Here is a 15706-nt window from a genome sequence, read left to right as displayed (position 1 = left end):
CATGACTAGCACTTAGATTTAAGGTTGATAAGTAACGTTATAGCGAGTGGGTTTGTGATTCATACTCAGTACTAGATTCAAGATAATCGCCCCAAAAATGGATAACAACACAGTACTTGGACTGATAAAGAACAAAGAAGCACTCAGTATTAATCCGTCGATCCCCATCTGTACATGACCCGCAGGTATTGCATGCCTATCTTGTATCGCTAAACAGAGGACATTAAAACCGCCTAAACTCGCGCGATGACGAAAAAGAATCAGCATGCCGAGGCCCATTAATAGTCCGCCCGCCAGCGCACAGTAAAATGGATTTATCTCACTAAGGGTAATGAACATGGCCAAATGATCAGTAAAAACCGAGACTAATGCCCCGCATAAGGCGCTATTGATAGCAAATCGACCACCGAAACGACGCCAAGCTAATAAATAAAATGGACTATTAGCTATAAAATACAGCCAGCCAAATGACCAAGGCAAAAAGTGGGTCATCAGCAGTGCCAATCCAGCGGTTCCGCCAGTCAGTAGTTCTCCAGCTTGGAGAAAAAAGACGCCTTGCGCGACTAAGAACGTTCCAGTCAACATGGCGATTATATCTTCTTTGTGGGTGTGTTTATCCATTGCTACAGCTCAAAAGATCAATCGGATTAGAGGGAATAGTTGCGCGCTATAGTAATGAAAAGTCGCGATTTCCGGTAGCATACTAGGTGAAATTAAGGTAGATCTATGTCATTGGCGTTTTACAGGCTGTAAAGCGTAACATTGACACTTAAGCGATAGGTTCACGTTAAGCGGACTATTATCGTTAGTCATGATGAAAAAACTGCATGATATTTTATGTAATTTACACTTTATGAGACACGTTAAATTAGGTAGAATGCGCGTCTTTAGGGTGACGAAAACGTTTGCGTTGGGTCATTGTGTGGTTTTTATGCCCAAAAGATACTAAGTCGTTTGGGGATAGCTAATTTCAGATAAATCTGAGTCAGGAGATACAGATGCTTAAGCGTGATATGAATATCGCTGATTACGATGCGGAGTTATTCGCAGCAATCCAAGAAGAAACGCTTCGTCAAGAAGAACACATCGAGCTTATCGCTTCAGAAAACTACACTAGCCCACGGGTTATGGAAGCACAAGGCTCTCAGCTCACCAACAAATACGCTGAAGGTTACCCAGGCAAACGTTATTACGGCGGTTGTGAATACGTTGATAAAGCTGAAGCATTAGCGATTGATCGCGCTTGTCAGCTATTTGGTTGTGAGTACGCTAACGTTCAGCCACACTCTGGTTCTCAGGCTAACAGTGCCGTTTATATGGCGTTGCTTAACCCAGGCGATACTGTATTAGGCATGAGTCTGGCTCATGGTGGTCATTTAACTCATGGCTCTCCAGTTAACTTTTCTGGTAAGCACTACAATATTATCCCATACGGTATTGATGAAAGCGGTAAGATCAATTACGAAGAGATGGAAGCACTGGCTCTTGAGCACAAGCCGAAGATGATCATTGGTGGTTTCTCGGCTTATTCACAAATCGTTGATTGGAAACGGATGCGCGAAATTGCTGATAAAGTTGACGCTTACTTTTTTGTCGATATGGCACACGTCGCTGGTTTGATTGCTGCTGGAGTTTATCCAACGCCGCTCCCTTATGCGCATGTAGTGACGACGACGACCCATAAAACGTTAGCCGGCCCTCGTGGTGGTTTGATTTTGTCCAATGCGGGCGAAGAGATGTATAAAAAGCTTAACTCGGCGGTTTTTCCGGGTGGGCAAGGTGGTCCATTAATGCATGTTATTGCGGCTAAAGCGGTAGCATTTAAAGAAGCAATGGAGCCTGAGTTTAAAGAGTACCAAGCACGCGTAGTAAAAAATGCCAAAGCGATGGTGGCTCAATTCCAAGAGCGCGGTTACAAGATTGTTTCTAACAGCACCGAAAATCACCTATTCTTAGTCGATTTGATCGATAAAGGCATTACTGGTAAAGAAGCCGATGCCGCACTAGGGGCTGCGAATATCACCGTGAACAAGAACTCGGTACCCAACGATCCGCGTAGCCCATTTGTAACCTCGGGTATCCGTATTGGAACGCCAGCGATCACACGTCGTGGATTTACTGAGCAAGATGCACAAGATTTGGCAAACTGGATGTGTGACGTATTAGATAACGCTAACGATCAAGCGGTTATCGAAGCGACTAAACAGAAAGTGTTAGCGATTTGTCAACGCTTACCGGTTTACGCTTAATACTTTGTCATAGTAGATAAAATGGCCCGCTAAGCGGGCCATTTTTGTAACGTGATAACCATCAATCAGCAATATTGATTGATAGGCTGATAACCGTATAGATTTGATAGGGTTATTTGACTTCTAATCCCTTCGCTTGCAAATCCGCATGATAAGATGAGCGAACAAAAGGCCCACACGCAGCATGGGTAAAGCCAAGCTCAAGAGCGATCTCTTTTAGTTCATCAAATTCTTCAGGTGGCACGTAGCGCTCAACGGGTAGATGGTGACGACTTGGTGCCAAATACTGACCTAATGTTAGCATCGTCACGCCATGCTCTCGTAAATCTTTTAAGACTTGGATGATCTCTTCTTTAGTTTCACCTAAGCCCATCATGATCCCTGATTTTGTTGGTACATCAGGATGCTGCTCTTTAAACTTACGCAGCAATTCTAAAGACCATTTATAGTTTGCCCCAGGGCGCGCTTTACGGTACAGGCGTGGAGCCGTTTCTAGGTTATGGTTAAGCACATCTGGCGGATTGTCTTTGAGTTTTTCTAGCGCAATGTCCATGCGACCACGAAAATCAGGGACTAAGGTTTCGATACGGATCCCCGGATTGAGCGCGCGAATTTCGCGGTTGCAGTCTGCAAAATGTTCAGCGCCACCATCGCGTAAGTCATCACGGTCGACGGAAGTGATCACGACATACTTGAGCTTCATATCACGAATGGTTTCAGCGAGTTTTTTCGGCTCAGCGGCATCAACGGCATTCGGGCGTCCATGGGCTACGTCACAAAATGGACAACGTCGAGTACAGATAGCACCAAGGATCATAAACGTAGCGGTGCCATGATTAAAGCACTCCGCCAAGTTAGGGCAAGACGCTTCTTCACAGACAGAGTGAAGATTATTTTTACGCATCGCGGCTTTAATTTCTTGTATACGCTGGCTATCGGCAGGGAGTTTTATTTTCATCCACGATGGCTTACGTAGCACTTCTTTTTGCTCAACCGGCATGTTTTTCACCGGAATCAGTGCCATTTTATCGGCGTCACGGTATTTAACGCCTTTTTCCATTTGAATTGGTTTGCTCATGCTATTTTACCTATAAAAGGTGCTTCTGTGCTGAATTCGACTTGTTGATAACCGAATAAACGGACAAGCTCTTGGATCATTTGCTGTTCAATTTCTGCTAAGTTATCTGGCCCACCTAAGTCGCAGACTTGCACCATTTCCATGCCTTGATAACCACAAGGGTTAATGCGCAGAAAAGGAGAAAGATCCATATTGACGTTAAGGGCAAGACCGTGAAATGAACAGCCTTTACGAATACGTAAACCTAGTGAGCATATTTTCTTTCCATCGACATAGACACCTGGAGCATCTGGGCGAGCGGCAGAATTAATATGATAGGTTTTTAAAGTGTCGATCACGAGTTGTTCAATACCAGTGACCAATTCTCGAACGCCGAGCTTCTTGCGTCTTAAATTAATCAACACATAGACCACTAATTGACCTGGGCCATGATAAGTGACTTGACCACCACGATCACTCTGTACGACCGGGATATTTCCTGGATTGAGAAGATGCTCAGCTTTACCTGCTTGACCTTGGGTAAAAACGGGATGGTGTTCAACAAGCCATATTTCATCGGCCGTTTGTTCATCACGTTGATCGGTAAACTGATGCATGGCTTGCCAAACAGGCAAATAATCTTGTCGACCCAGTCGCCTGATAACAAGCGGATTATCCATTGTCGTTGTCCACCAGTGATATATAAAGTTTTTTGATTATAAACATCTTAGACGCTTTGAACTACTCATCTCGGGGATTTTTTTAACCTCATTTTTTTTATGAGTAATTTAAAGTGATGAAAAATAAAAAAAAGCAGCATAATGCTGCTTTAAAAATAATGTATAACAATTAAAATTTTTTTGATGTTTCGCTGCAACTCAGTGTTATAGAACCATACGGACGATCTCGATATCGCCTAGCTCTTTATACAGTGTTTCTACTTGCTCAATCGATGTCGCCGTAATGGTCACCGAAACCGAATGGTAGTTGCCTTTGCCACTTGGCTTAACTCGCGGACTATAGTCACCAGGAGCATGGCGCTGGATCACTTCTAACACAAGTTCTGGTAACTCAGGTTTCGCATGGCCCATAACTTTGTAAGTAAAAGAACAAGGAAACTCTAAAAGATCTTTTAATTTGGCATCAGAGTTAATGGTCATCATAGTGAAAGCTCCAAGATTTGCTTAAGCGGTGGCGGATAGTACCGTCAATTTAAAGATATCTCAAGTTGGCGATAGGCTAACGCGGCGATGAGTTTCGCTGAGCTAGCAAACGTACCCACATCGCAGCAAGTGTTAAAGGGGGGAGGCTACCACCCCTTTAACACTCGGAATTAGAACAAGCTTTTAAAGAGTAGTACTAAGTAATCCCATAGACGACTTAATAGACCACCTTCTTTGACATCTTCTAACGCCATCAGAGGATATTGAGCAATTTCATTACCTTGTACTTGGTAATAGAGGGTACCCACGACATCCCCTTTATTGATTGGTGCTTTGAGCTCTTTTTCTAAGACAAAGCTAGCCGTCAGATCTTTGGTTTGACCGCGTGGCAGCGTAACGTAAGTATCTTGTTTTACACCCAGTGCAACGGTTGGTTTGTCGCCCATCCAAATTGTTTCGTTAACAAAGGTTTCGCCTGCTTTGTGCGGAGCGACTGTTTCAAAAAAGCGGAAACCGTAACTGAGCAGCTTTTTACTTTCCGTTTTACGAGAATTAATATCTTTAGTCCCCATCACGACAGCAATCAAGCGCATATTGCCTTCGGTCGCTGAGCTGACCAAACTGTAACCAGCATTAGTCGTATGGCCAGTTTTAATGCCGTCGACGTTCATACTTTTATCCCAAAGTAATCCGTTACGATTGTATTGGGTTATGCCGTTGTAGGTGAATTTTTGCTCGGCGTAGAGAGCGTATTCATCTGGCACGTCTCGGATTAATGCTTGACCTAATAAGGCCATATCATAAGGCGTAGAGTAGAGTTCAGGGTGATCGAGTCCATGCACATTGGCAAAATGTGTGTTGGTCATGTTCAGTGAACTGGCCCAAGCATTCATGAGATCGACAAAAGCATCTTCTGAACCTGCGACATGTTCTGCCATCGCTACACAGGCATCGTTACCTGATTGAATAATAATCCCTTTATTCAGATCTCGGACTTTAACCGAAGTGCCTACCTCGATGAACATTTTTGATGAATCGGGGTAGTTTTTCGCCCACGCATTTTCGCTGATCACCACATCGTCATCGAGAGAAATATTGCCACGGTTAAGCTCTTGGCCGATAACATAGCTGGTCATCATCTTGGTGAGACTGGCTGGAGAGAGCTTTGTGTTCATCTCTTTCTCAGCGAGGATTTTCCCTGAATGGTAGTCCATCAGCACATAGCCTTTGGCGGCAATTTGTGGGGCATCTGGAATGACAGTCGGTGCAGCAAAAGAGGATGCTGAAAACGTAGCAGATAGCGCAAAAGATGTCGCTAAAACAGAAAATAGAGAGATTTTTTTCATAATAATATTAAAACTATTGGTTAGTTATCGAATAGCTTAACAGAAACGACCTTGCAAATCAGACCGCTCATTCCTCCATGTATCGTTGAGCGGATAAAGGAGAAGACCGATCTGCTTTGCATCGACGTTACGGTTTTGCGTGGTGTTTTCTCACAAAAGCGGTGTCGTAACCGAGCGATTTTACACGCTCAAGTATTTCTTGCGTCAGGGCATAGTCAGTAAACGGCCCTAGAAATAACCGATGCTGTTGATGGTTACTCTCGACAAAACTTGGGACCGTCAGTTGGTCACTCATCTCGGCGGATAACTGCTCTACTCGCTGTTGATGCTGGGAGGCAGCAACTTGAATAACATACTGGGCAAACGGTGTTTTAAGAGGACGATTGCTGTTTCTTTCTACGGTAATGACCGCAATGTCAACATTGGCTGTCCCCGTTTGAATGACGCCTAACTTATACGCGGCAGCGTAACTTAAATCAATAATCCGCCCTTCATGAAATGGACCACGATCATTGACTCTAACAATGGCTTCTCGGCCATTATCCAAATTGGTGACTTTGACATAGCTTGGCAGGGGCAGCGTTTTATGTGCAGCCGTCATTGAATACATGTCATAAATTTCGCCATTAGACGTTAGATGGCCATGAAATTTTTTCCCATACCACGACGCTTGGCCACGCTCAGTGAACCCTATGGGGTTACGAATGATCTGGTAGCTCTCACCGCGCAGTGTGTAATCGCGATTTCCCCCTAGGCTGTAGGGTTCGTATTGAGGATAGGCATCTTCAATATGTGCGACAGAAATCGGCGTATTAGGCGCTACGTCATTAAATAAAGCGTAACGCCCGGTTGGTTTACTGCTGCAACCGATGAGTAAAGCGCTACAAAGTAAGCTCAAGAGCAATGGATAGTGAGATGATTTCATACGGTTCAATTCGCCTTAGAAAACGCTTTACGATGGGTGTGAATCGACATCAAAATGCCAAATCCGGCCATGAGTGTCACCATCGATGTACCGCCATAGCTGATCAGGGGCAGCGGGACGCCAACAACGGGTAAAATACCACTCACCATGCCGATATTAACAAAGACATAGACAAAGAAACTTAAAACTATACTTCCTGCCATCATCCGACCAAAAGCGGTTTGAGCACTACCGGCAAGGTACAGCCCTCGACCAATAATAAATAAATAGGCTGCGAGCAGAGCAAGTACGCCAATCAACCCCCATTCCTCAGCAATGACGGCGAAGATAAAGTCGGTATGCCTTTCGGGTAAAAACTCTAAGTTAGACTGTGTACCATGTAACCAACCTTTACCTGATAAGCCTCCCGAACCAATCGCAATTTTACTTTGAATGATGTGATACCCCGCTCCCAGTGGATCGGATTCTGGATCAAACAAGGTACGTACGCGAGTTTTTTGATATTCGCGCATAAAGAAAAACCACATGACAGGGACAAACGCACCAACGGCGATCACGGCTGCCGAGATGATTTTCCAGCTAATACCGGCTAAGAAAATAACAAAAATACCGGAAGCTGCAATCAAAATGGAGGTCCCTAAGTCAGGCTGTTTGGCGATCAATATTGCTGGGAAAAAGACCATCATTAATGCGACGGCTAGGGTCATTAAATCTGCTGGAATAGGTCGTTGACCAATATATCGTGCCACCATTAGTGGTACAGCCAGTTTCAGCAGTTCTGACGGCTGAAAACGGATGAAACCGAGATTGAGCCAACGTTGTGCTCCTTTGGAGGATTCTCCAAAAAAGAGTACCCCCAGCAACAATATCACACCACAAAAAAACAACAGCGGCGCTAAACGTTCGTAGCTTCTCGGTGAGAGCTGTGCTAAGCCAACCATCACTAACAGCGCCATAACCATACGCATGGCTTGGCGCTCCATCATCGCTAAACTTTGTCCACCAGCACTGTACATCACGACCAAGCCAAATCCCATGACCACTAATAGAGCAAGTAATAAGGGCAGATCAATATGCAAACGTTCAAAAAAAGCCCGGTTTTGTCCGGTAGCGGGATCCATCTTCATTATGGTTTATCCTCTTGTGGCCTCAAGATCACATGATCAAAAATACGTCTCACGACGGGAGCCGCAACACCGGAACCACCACCTGCGTTTTCGAGTACTAAGCTGACGATCAGTTTCGGATGATCGATGGGCGCAAAACCAACGTAGAGTGCATGATTGCGTAAATGTTCAGCCAGTTCGTCGGCGTCATACTCTTGACCTTCTGCTAGACCAAAGACCTGCGCGGTTCCTGATTTACCGGCACTTTTGTATTTTAAGCCTTGAAAGGCACGTCGAGCGGTGCCTCGACTACCGTGGTTAACCAGATACATCCCTTGTATCGCAATATCCCAGTACTTGTCATCAATTTCATCAAGAGGAGGGAAGGTTACGTACTCAGTTTCTTTTTGAGTCGAAAAAGGTTGACCGTTTTTAATCGTAGAGCGCAGTAAATGCGGGGCAATCACTTTCCCTTTATTCGCCACCACCGAAGTCGCTTTCGCCAATTGCATCGGTGTTGCGGTCCAATAACCTTGACCAATTCCAACCGGGATAGTGTCACCTTTGTACCAAGGGGTACGATGACGAGCCATTTTCCATTCACGAGTGGGCATATTGGCTCGACTTTCTTCGAAAATATCGATGCCAGTTAAATCTCCAAACCCAAAACGCATCATCCAAGTCGATAAGTTATCAATTCCCATGTCGTAAGCAATTTGGTAGAAAAAGGTATCTACCGATTCTTCAATCGCTTTTAAGATATCAACCCGGCCATGCCCCCAGCGCAGCCAGTCTCGAAAAGGGCGCGTGTCGGAATTGGGGATTTGCCAAGAACCATGATCGTTACGTGTCGTTCTTGGCGTAATGATGCCATCGTGTAATGCTGCTGGAGCAATAAACGGCTTTACGGTTGAAGCTGGTGGATAAATCCCCAAGGTCGCTCGGTTAACTAAAGGACGGTTAATGTCATTCAGTAACTTATTATATTCGGTTGATGAAATGCCATGCACAAAAGGGTTCGGATCATAACTTGGGCTGGAGACCATCGCTAGTATGCCGTTATCTTCTGGATCTAAGACAATCGCCGAGCCGCGGCGACCGTCCAGTAATTGATGGATATAAAGCTGTAAGTCAATATCCAAGTTAAGAACAATATCTTTACCGGGAGACGGCGGCACGTATTTCAACGTCCGAATAATGCGTCCACGGCTATTAACTTCAACTTCTTGATAGCCAGCGGTGCCGTGTAACAGATCTTCGTAGTAACGCTCAATACCTAACTTACCAATATCGCGTGTTGCTTGATAGTTAGCGGCTTTACCTTCACGTTGTAGTCGTTCTACATCGCGATCGTTAATTCGTGATACGTAGCCAATTACATGAGTTAAGACTTCTCCATAAGGATAAAAACGCTTTAAATTCGCGCTCACCGATACCCCTGGGAAATTATGCTGATGCACGGAAAACTTCGCCACATCTTCATGACTGAGTTGTGTGAGTAGAGGAATGGCATTAAAGCGTCGAGTTTGGCGGCGATCTCTTTCGAACGCCGCAATTCGTTCTTCTGGAATGGTTAAAATTTGCTGCAGACGAGCGATGGTATCGTCCATATTGTTTACTTGTTCAGGAATAATTTCCAAGTTAAACACAGGACGATTTTCCGCCAGTAAATGACCATTGCGATCGTAAATTAACCCACGGTTGGGGGCAATCGGGACAATTTTAATGCGATTATCGTTGGAGCGGGTTTTGTAATCTTGGTACTGTTTCACCTGAATATGATAGAGGTTGGTGATCAGCACACCCATTGCCACGACAATTCCCATGAAAGCGACGATAGCTCGACGACGAAACAGTCGGGCTTCCGCTTGGTAATCTCTGATTGGACTTCGCTTACGCAGCATCGCTCATTACTCTCGATGGTAAGGATGATTGGCCGTGATACTCCATGCTCGATAGAGACTTTCAGCCATAACCACACGCACCAGTGGATGGGGCAGAGTTAAGGGTGATAATGACCAGCTTTGCTCAGCGGCCGCCTTGCAGCTTGGTGCCAGCCCTTCTGGTCCACCAATGAGAATGGACACATCTCGTGCATCGAGTTTCCAACTTTCTAATTGCTCTGCCAACTGCTCAGTATTCCAAGGTTTTCCGGGGATATCGAGCGTAATAATTCGATTTCCCTTGGGTACGGCGGCGAGCATGGCTTCGCCTTCTTTTTGTAAAATACGTGCAATGTCAGCATTTTTTCCACGTTTACCCGCCGCTATTTCGACTAATTCCAATGGTAAATCATGAGGAAAGCGTCGACGGTACTCTTGAAAGCCCTCTTCAACCCATTTCGGCATTTTGGTGCCGACGGCGATCAGTTGAATCTTCACACTTAGCCCCAGAGTTTTTCTAATTGATATAAAGCGCGATGCTCTTCTTGCATGACATGAAGCATCGTCGACCCCATATCTAATACGACCCATTCACCTTCTTTCTCGCCATCCATACCGAGAGGCTCTAAGCCAATTTTCTTTACCTCGTTGGCAATGTGATCGGCAATCGAGGCCACATGGCGTTTTGAGGTGCCAGTACAAATCACCATGTAGTCGGTCACACTTGATTTACCTTGGACATCAAGGGTAACGATATTAACGGCTTTCATGTCATCGGCTTTATCAGCAAGGAAATGGGTAAGTTGTTGTTGCTGCAATGGTGAATCCTCATAGTATGGTTCGTTGATGATGGTCATCAAAGGTTATTCTGCTGCTAAAAAAGCGCCGTAGTATAACACGCTTTTAAGTCGGTAAAGCGACGTTTGCTTTCGGTAGGCAGCATTGCAAGCTCAGTTGCTGCATCAGTGGCCAAATGGGTTGGCTATATTGAGTCTTAGCCAATAATTCACACTGAGCAAGTAGTTGCAGTAGATGACGAAGTTGCGGCACGGATAATCGCTGTAGAGCGGCAGAGTAAAGTGGCCGTTTGGTTTGCCAAATCCGGTATTGATTAAAAACGTTACCTATCGCTTGTGTCTCTATTGCCTGTCGCATCTGCAACAATTGAAACAGTTCTTTTTGTACGGTGCGGATTAAGATAATGACTTCAGTGTCCTCGGCAGCCAGTTGGCGCAAAATACGTTGCGCTCGGTTGGCCTTACCTTCGAGTAAGGCATCGATCCAGTGAAAAGCGGTAAACTGGTTGTGGCGACTGAGCGACTCTTCTAAACGTAATAATGTTAATTGCCCATCAGGATAAAGGAGCACTAATTTTTCTAGGCTTTGTACCAAAGCCAGTAGATTGCCTTCGTGCCATTGAGCGAGCATTTGAATCGCTTCGTTATCCGGTTTTAAACCTAGAGCTCGGCAGCGAGCCGCCACGAACTGAGGTAAACGAGAAAGTTCAGGCGTTAAGCAGTTAACCCAGCAAGCCTGTGCACTTAATGTTTTAAACCATGCGGTATTTTCCTGTGCTTTAGCCAGTTTTCCACCGATGATCACCAGTAAAACATCAGGACTCAGCGTTGCTGTTAAGCTGGCGAGCTCTTTACCTAATGCTGCGTTAAAGCCATTCTCTGCGACTTCTATTTCTACGATCTGGCGCTGAGAAAAGAGGCTCATGGATTGGCAACAATCATACACCTCGTTCCAATTGAGGGACGCATCGGCGTTAAAGCGGTATTTTTCAGTAAATCCTTGCTCTCGCGCTTTGCGTTCAATCGCTAAACGTGATTCTTGAATCAATAAGGGTTCATTACCCAAGATTAAATAGACAGCAGAGAGCGAGCGGTTGAGGGTTTCGCTGAGTTTGTCGGCGTACAATCGCATGGTTAACCCTATAACATATTAATGGTATTTGAGTTATCAAGCTCAGATTGAGTTTGGACGTTAGAGTCAGTCTCTTCAAAACTCCCATTAGGAATGCTGGCCTTTAGGCGTGCCATTTGGCGAATAATTTGGCTGGCCGCGAGTTTACGCATTTCATCGACAATCATTTCTCGTTCAGCAGATTTTGCTAACGCAGTCAGTGGGTTATCTAAGTAACTGCGAGTCACGCTGGTGGAAAACGTTCTTGTACCAACCTCTGGTATAGTGACGCGATAAGAAGTATTAAAGGTCAGCTCTTTTTCGGCGGCGCGAGTATTTTGATACAGCGATAAGGTTCGCTCACTCAAACTTTCACCATTGAGATGCAAATTAGCTACATTACTCGCCGGCTCAACGAGTTGGATCTCGTTCATGCGCAGTTGACCTTTGACCAGCCGTGTTAAGGTGCTGTATTGATCGTTACTGGTCAGAGACATCATGCTTAACTCTTCTGGAATGTCATAGTCTCCACGTAAATGGAAGCCGCAGCCAGCGATAAAAGTTGAAGCGATCAACAAAATAATCAACAAAGGTCGAGTTGTTACAGGCAATATAAAACGCATGGGGTATTCGTTCTCGTCAGTGAGTTTACTTATCTTAGCTTACCGCATTCGATAAACTGAGATAAGTAAACAGGGCGTAAGCCCTGTTTATGTGCTGATAACGAAAAGTTGTGGCTCGGTCTAATAAGGTGGTCATTCGATCGGTTTTTATATCGATGACCACCACAGACCATGAGCTGATAACTTAACGTTGCTTGGCTATACAGACAGTCAGCTTAGCGATTAGTTCGCCACGATGTTGAGCAGTTTGCCCGGTACATAAATGACTTTACGAATGGTTAAACCATCAGTAAATTTCTGTACGTTTTCATCTTGTAGGCCAAGCGCTTCAACCTGCTCTTTCGTTGCGTCAGCGGCAACAGTCAATTTACCACGTAATTTACCATTCACTTGCAAGACAACCAGTTTCTGATCTTCAACTAATGCGGTTTCGTCGTAAGTCGGCCACGTCGCTTGGTCAATATCGACTTCGCCGAGTGCTTGCCACATTTCAAAACAGATGTGTGGCGCGATAGGGTAAAGCATTAAGGTGATGGCTTTTGCCGCTTCATCCAAAATAGCTCGGTCTTGTTCAGACTCTTGTGGCGCTTTAGTGAGTTTATTCATCAGCTCCATGATCGCAGCAATCGCCGTGTTAAAGGTTTGACGACGAGCAATATCATCAGTCACTTTAGCAATGGTTTTATGCACATCGCGACGCAGCGCTTTTTGGTCGGCATTTAAGGTATCGCTTTGTACTGCAACCGCAGCGCCTTTAGCGGTATGTTCAGCGACGAGCTTCCATACCCGTCTTAGGAAGCGGTTCGCTCCTTCAACACCAGACTCTTGCCACTCCAATGTCATATCGGCAGGCGAAGCGAACATCATAAATAAACGTACTGTATCCGCACCGTATTTATCAACCATCTCTTGTGGGTCAATACCGTTATTTTTTGACTTAGACATTTTGATCATGCCTGAGTGTTCAACTTGACGACCTTGATGATCAACCGCTGAAATAATGCGGCCTTTCCCGTCACGTTCTACTTTAACGTCGGTAGGCGAAATCCACTCTTTAGTGCCTTTCTCATTGCTATGATAGAAAGCGTCAGCTAATACCATGCCTTGGCAAAGCAATTGTTTGAATGGCTCGTCGGAGGTGACATAACCAGCATCACGCAATAGTTTATGGAAAAAGCGTGAGTAGAGCAGATGCATACAAGCGTGTTCAATACCACCGATATATTGATCCACCGGTAGCCAGTAGTTGGCTTTAGCTGGGTCTAAAATATCGTCTGCTTGTGGTGAGCAGTAACGTGCGTAATACCAAGACGATTCCATAAAGGTATCAAAAGTATCGGTTTCACGTAGTGCAGGTTGACCATTAAATGTCGTTTCAGCCCATGTTTTATCGGCTTTAATCGGACTGGTTACACCATCCATAGTGACATCTTCAGGCAAGATCACTGGTAATTGGTCAGCAGGAACGGGATGAACTTGACCATCTTCAGTGGTGACCATTGGGATGGGGGCACCCCAGTAGCGCTGACGAGAAACGCCCCAGTCACGTAGACGGAAGTTAACGGTCTTTTTACCTTTACCTAGCGCTTCGAGTTTTGCTGAAATGGCATCAAAAGCCGCCTGGAAAGTTAGGCCATCGAATTCACCAGAATCAAACAGTACGCCTTTTTCTGTATAAGCTTGCTGGCTGATATCTAACTCGCTGCCATCTTCAGGCTTAATCACAGGGATGATATCTAAGCCGTATTTGGTGGCAAATTCGTAATCGCGTTGGTCGTGTGCAGGAACGGCCATTACCGCGCCAGTCCCGTAGTGCATTAGCACGAAGTTCGCGACATAGATAGGCACTTCTCGGCCATTTAAAGGATGAATAGCCGTCAGGCCCGTCGCCATGCCTTTTTTCTCCATCGTCGCGAGTTCGGCTTCGGCAACTTTGGTGTTTTTACACTCTTCAATAAAGGCCGCCAGTTGCGGATTATTGGCAGCGGCTTGAACCGCGAGCGGGTGCGCGGCAGCAATACCTACATAGGTAACCCCCATCAGCGTGTCTGGGCGAGTGGTATAGACTTCAAGATCTTGCACCTGATCTTTAACTTGGAAGCTCAGTTCTACCCCTTCAGAGCGGCCGATCCAATTGCGTTGCATGGTTTTAACCATTTCTGGCCAGCCGTCAAGGTTATCTAAATCATCAAGCAATTCTTGCGCGTAAGCGGTGATCTTAATAAACCACTGTGGGATCTCTTTTTGCTCAACAGGCGTATCACAACGCCAGCAGCAGCCATCTTCCACTTGTTCGTTAGCGAGTACGGTCTGGTCATTAGGACACCAGTTTACTGAGGAGGTTTTCTTATAAACCAACCCTTTTTCGTACAGTTTGGTGAAAAACTCTTGTTCCCAACGGTAGTATTCAGGACGGCAAGTAGCGAATTCACGGCTCCAGTCATAACCAAAGCCCAGTAATTTGAGCTGGTTTTTCATGTATTGGATATTTTCGTAAGTCCATGGTGCTGGCGCTGTTTTATTTTTAACTGCAGCATTCTCGGCCGGTAAGCCAAACGCATCCCAACCAATCGGTTGCATGACGTTTTTACCTTGTAAACGTTGGAAGCGAGAAACGACGTCACCAATCGTGTAGTTACGTACGTGGCCCATGTGCAGTCGACCGCTTGGATAAGGAAACATCGAAAGACAGTAGAATTTTTCTTTATTTGGGTCTTCACTTACAACAAAGGTTTTATTGTTGTCCCAGTGCTGTTGAACTTTCTGTTCAATATCTTGCGGGTTATATTGATCTTGCATCGATGACATCCGGTTATCTTGGAATTTGTGAGTTCGGTTCGAACAGGTACTAATAGATCAACATAGAATACCTAAAGCAGCACAGCACAACAATAGCCAATCCGACTGAACGAGGTGACTTATGCGAAAACAGAAAGCAGGTTATGAGGCGTTAGTAGAAGAAGTGCTCGAAACGTTGAAACAAAGTCCAGAAGAGTTAGAGCATATTTTAGACACGTCGGGTAAGGTCGTGGCAGCGGCCAATGACCTGACTCAAGATGAATTAGCGCTGATTTCGGCTTATGTTAAAGCTGATTTAAAAGCCTTTTCTGAACAATATGAGCAGAGTAAAACGGGGCCATTTTATTTAATGATTGCGAATTCTATCTGGCAAGGGCTGTTGGATATTACGGATAAAACTAAAGTAGAGTGGGTGGAGCTATTTCAAGATCTTCAGCACCAAGGTGTTTATCAAGCCGGGGAAATGATTGGCTTGGGGATCTTAGTTTGTGAAAGTTGCAATCATAAGGTTGAGTACAATCACCCGACAGAAATTGTTCCTTGTCTGCGCTGTGGCCACAAATTATTTAGCCGTCAGCCTTTGCAGCCTTAGCAAAAATCAAGAGGTCGAACCCCAAGCGCGATATGGCGCTTGAGGATAGAGTAAT

The 15706-nt window shown here is 45.2% G+C and carries 15 protein-coding genes; 2 read left to right on the top strand and 13 right to left on the bottom strand.

The features are described 5' to 3' along the window. Window positions 1–18: 18 nt before the first annotated feature. Complete coding sequence (locus tag FKQ60_RS03710; RefSeq protein WP_170906037.1) at window positions 19–621, bottom strand: YitT family protein; 603 nt, start codon at window positions 619–621, stop codon at window positions 19–21. Window positions 622–998: 377 nt separating this feature from the next. Between FKQ60_RS03710 and glyA the strand changes: the two genes are divergently transcribed. After that, window positions 999–2249: a serine hydroxymethyltransferase gene (gene glyA / locus FKQ60_RS03705; protein WP_154168768.1), complete on the top strand. Its 1251-nt coding sequence runs from the start codon at window positions 999–1001 to the stop codon at window positions 2247–2249. A gap of 112 nt (window positions 2250–2361) precedes the next feature. Here glyA and lipA read toward each other — a convergent pair whose 3' ends face one another. From lipA to leuS, 12 genes are all read right to left on the bottom strand, one after another. Then, a complete protein-coding gene (lipA, locus tag FKQ60_RS03700; protein WP_004395730.1) occupies window positions 2362–3327 on the bottom strand; it encodes a lipoyl synthase in 966 nt (321 codons plus the stop codon). Further along, window positions 3324–3986 (bottom strand): lipoyl(octanoyl) transferase LipB, encoded by a 663-nt coding sequence (gene lipB / locus FKQ60_RS03695; RefSeq protein ID WP_004395729.1) that lies wholly within the window; start codon window positions 3984–3986, stop codon window positions 3324–3326. Before lipB ends, lipA begins: the two co-directional genes overlap by 4 nt. A 204-nt stretch (window positions 3987–4190) precedes the next feature. After that, on the bottom strand, window positions 4191–4469 hold the full coding sequence (gene ybeD, locus FKQ60_RS03690; RefSeq protein WP_072668655.1) for a DUF493 family protein YbeD: 279 nt from the start codon (window positions 4467–4469) through the stop codon (window positions 4191–4193). Between the two features lie 170 nt (window positions 4470–4639). Next, on the bottom strand, window positions 4640–5815 hold the full coding sequence (locus FKQ60_RS03685; protein ID WP_040904560.1) for a serine hydrolase: 1176 nt from the start codon (window positions 5813–5815) through the stop codon (window positions 4640–4642). Window positions 5816–5942: 127 nt separating this feature from the next. After that, complete coding sequence (locus tag FKQ60_RS03680) at window positions 5943–6740, bottom strand: septal ring lytic transglycosylase RlpA family protein (protein ID WP_170906036.1); 798 nt, start codon at window positions 6738–6740, stop codon at window positions 5943–5945. Window positions 6741–6745: 5 nt separating this feature from the next. After that, window positions 6746–7867 carry a rod shape-determining protein RodA gene (gene rodA / locus FKQ60_RS03675; protein WP_158138080.1) on the bottom strand — a complete coding sequence of 374 codons (1122 nt, stop codon included), beginning with the start codon at window positions 7865–7867 and terminating at the stop codon, window positions 6746–6748. Beyond that, a complete protein-coding gene (gene mrdA / locus FKQ60_RS03670; protein ID WP_154168762.1) occupies window positions 7867–9750 on the bottom strand; it encodes a penicillin-binding protein 2 in 1884 nt (627 codons plus the stop codon). The genes rodA and mrdA overlap by 1 nt, the downstream gene beginning before the upstream one ends. 6 nt (window positions 9751–9756) lie before the next feature. Continuing rightward, window positions 9757–10227 carry a 23S rRNA (pseudouridine(1915)-N(3))-methyltransferase RlmH gene (gene rlmH / locus FKQ60_RS03665; RefSeq protein ID WP_170906035.1) on the bottom strand — a complete coding sequence of 157 codons (471 nt, stop codon included), beginning with the start codon at window positions 10225–10227 and terminating at the stop codon, window positions 9757–9759. A 2-nt stretch (window positions 10228–10229) separates the two neighbouring features. Beyond that, complete coding sequence (gene rsfS, locus FKQ60_RS03660; protein WP_004395723.1) at window positions 10230–10547, bottom strand: ribosome silencing factor; 318 nt, start codon at window positions 10545–10547, stop codon at window positions 10230–10232. Between the two features lie 85 nt (window positions 10548–10632). Further along, window positions 10633–11658 carry a DNA polymerase III subunit delta gene (gene holA / locus FKQ60_RS03655; protein ID WP_170906034.1) on the bottom strand — a complete coding sequence of 342 codons (1026 nt, stop codon included), beginning with the start codon at window positions 11656–11658 and terminating at the stop codon, window positions 10633–10635. Window positions 11659–11666: 8 nt separating this feature from the next. Continuing rightward, the gene (gene lptE, locus FKQ60_RS03650) at window positions 11667–12260 is read right to left on the bottom strand and encodes an LPS assembly lipoprotein LptE (protein WP_158138084.1); all 594 of its coding nucleotides are present in this window, start codon (window positions 12258–12260) and stop codon (window positions 11667–11669) included. Between the two features lie 222 nt (window positions 12261–12482). Next, window positions 12483–15059 (bottom strand): leucine--tRNA ligase, encoded by a 2577-nt coding sequence (leuS, locus tag FKQ60_RS03645; RefSeq protein ID WP_170906073.1) that lies wholly within the window; start codon window positions 15057–15059, stop codon window positions 12483–12485. Window positions 15060–15180: 121 nt separating this feature from the next. On the opposite strand from leuS, the gene FKQ60_RS03640 reads away from it, so the two are divergent. Further along, window positions 15181–15651 (top strand): zinc ribbon-containing protein, encoded by a 471-nt coding sequence (locus FKQ60_RS03640; protein WP_170906033.1) that lies wholly within the window; start codon window positions 15181–15183, stop codon window positions 15649–15651. Window positions 15652–15706 lie beyond the last annotated feature (55 nt).

The organism is Vibrio sp. A11 (assembly GCF_013048705.1).
GTDB lineage: Bacteria > Pseudomonadota > Gammaproteobacteria > Enterobacterales > Vibrionaceae > Vibrio > Vibrio metschnikovii.
This window is presented reverse-complemented; position numbering and strand designations above follow the sequence as displayed.

Bases quoted from the DNA above. Each gene is read 5' to 3' on its own strand.
- FKQ60_RS03710 (WP_170906037.1), bottom strand. From the start codon at position 621: ATGGATAAACACACCCACAAAGAAGATATAATCGCCATGTTGACTGGA.
- glyA (WP_154168768.1), top strand. From the start codon at position 999: ATGCTTAAGCGTGATATGAATATCGCTGATTACGATGCGGAGTTATTC.
- lipA (WP_004395730.1), bottom strand. From the start codon at position 3,327: ATGAGCAAACCAATTCAAATGGAAAAAGGCGTTAAATACCGTGACGCC.
- lipB (WP_004395729.1), bottom strand. From the start codon at position 3,986: ATGGATAATCCGCTTGTTATCAGGCGACTGGGTCGACAAGATTATTTG.
- ybeD (WP_072668655.1), bottom strand. From the start codon at position 4,469: ATGATGACCATTAACTCTGATGCCAAATTAAAAGATCTTTTAGAGTTT.
- FKQ60_RS03685 (WP_040904560.1), bottom strand. From the start codon at position 5,815: ATGAAAAAAATCTCTCTATTTTCTGTTTTAGCGACATCTTTTGCGCTA.
- FKQ60_RS03680 (WP_170906036.1), bottom strand. From the start codon at position 6,740: ATGAAATCATCTCACTATCCATTGCTCTTGAGCTTACTTTGTAGCGCT.
- rodA (WP_158138080.1), bottom strand. From the start codon at position 7,867: ATGAAGATGGATCCCGCTACCGGACAAAACCGGGCTTTTTTTGAACGT.
- mrdA (WP_154168762.1), bottom strand. From the start codon at position 9,750: ATGCTGCGTAAGCGAAGTCCAATCAGAGATTACCAAGCGGAAGCCCGA.
- holA (WP_170906034.1), bottom strand. From the start codon at position 11,658: ATGCGATTGTACGCCGACAAACTCAGCGAAACCCTCAACCGCTCGCTC.
- lptE (WP_158138084.1), bottom strand. From the start codon at position 12,260: ATGCGTTTTATATTGCCTGTAACAACTCGACCTTTGTTGATTATTTTG.
- leuS (WP_170906073.1), bottom strand. From the start codon at position 15,059: ATGCAAGATCAATATAACCCGCAAGATATTGAACAGAAAGTTCAACAG.
- FKQ60_RS03640 (WP_170906033.1), top strand. From the start codon at position 15,181: ATGCGAAAACAGAAAGCAGGTTATGAGGCGTTAGTAGAAGAAGTGCTC.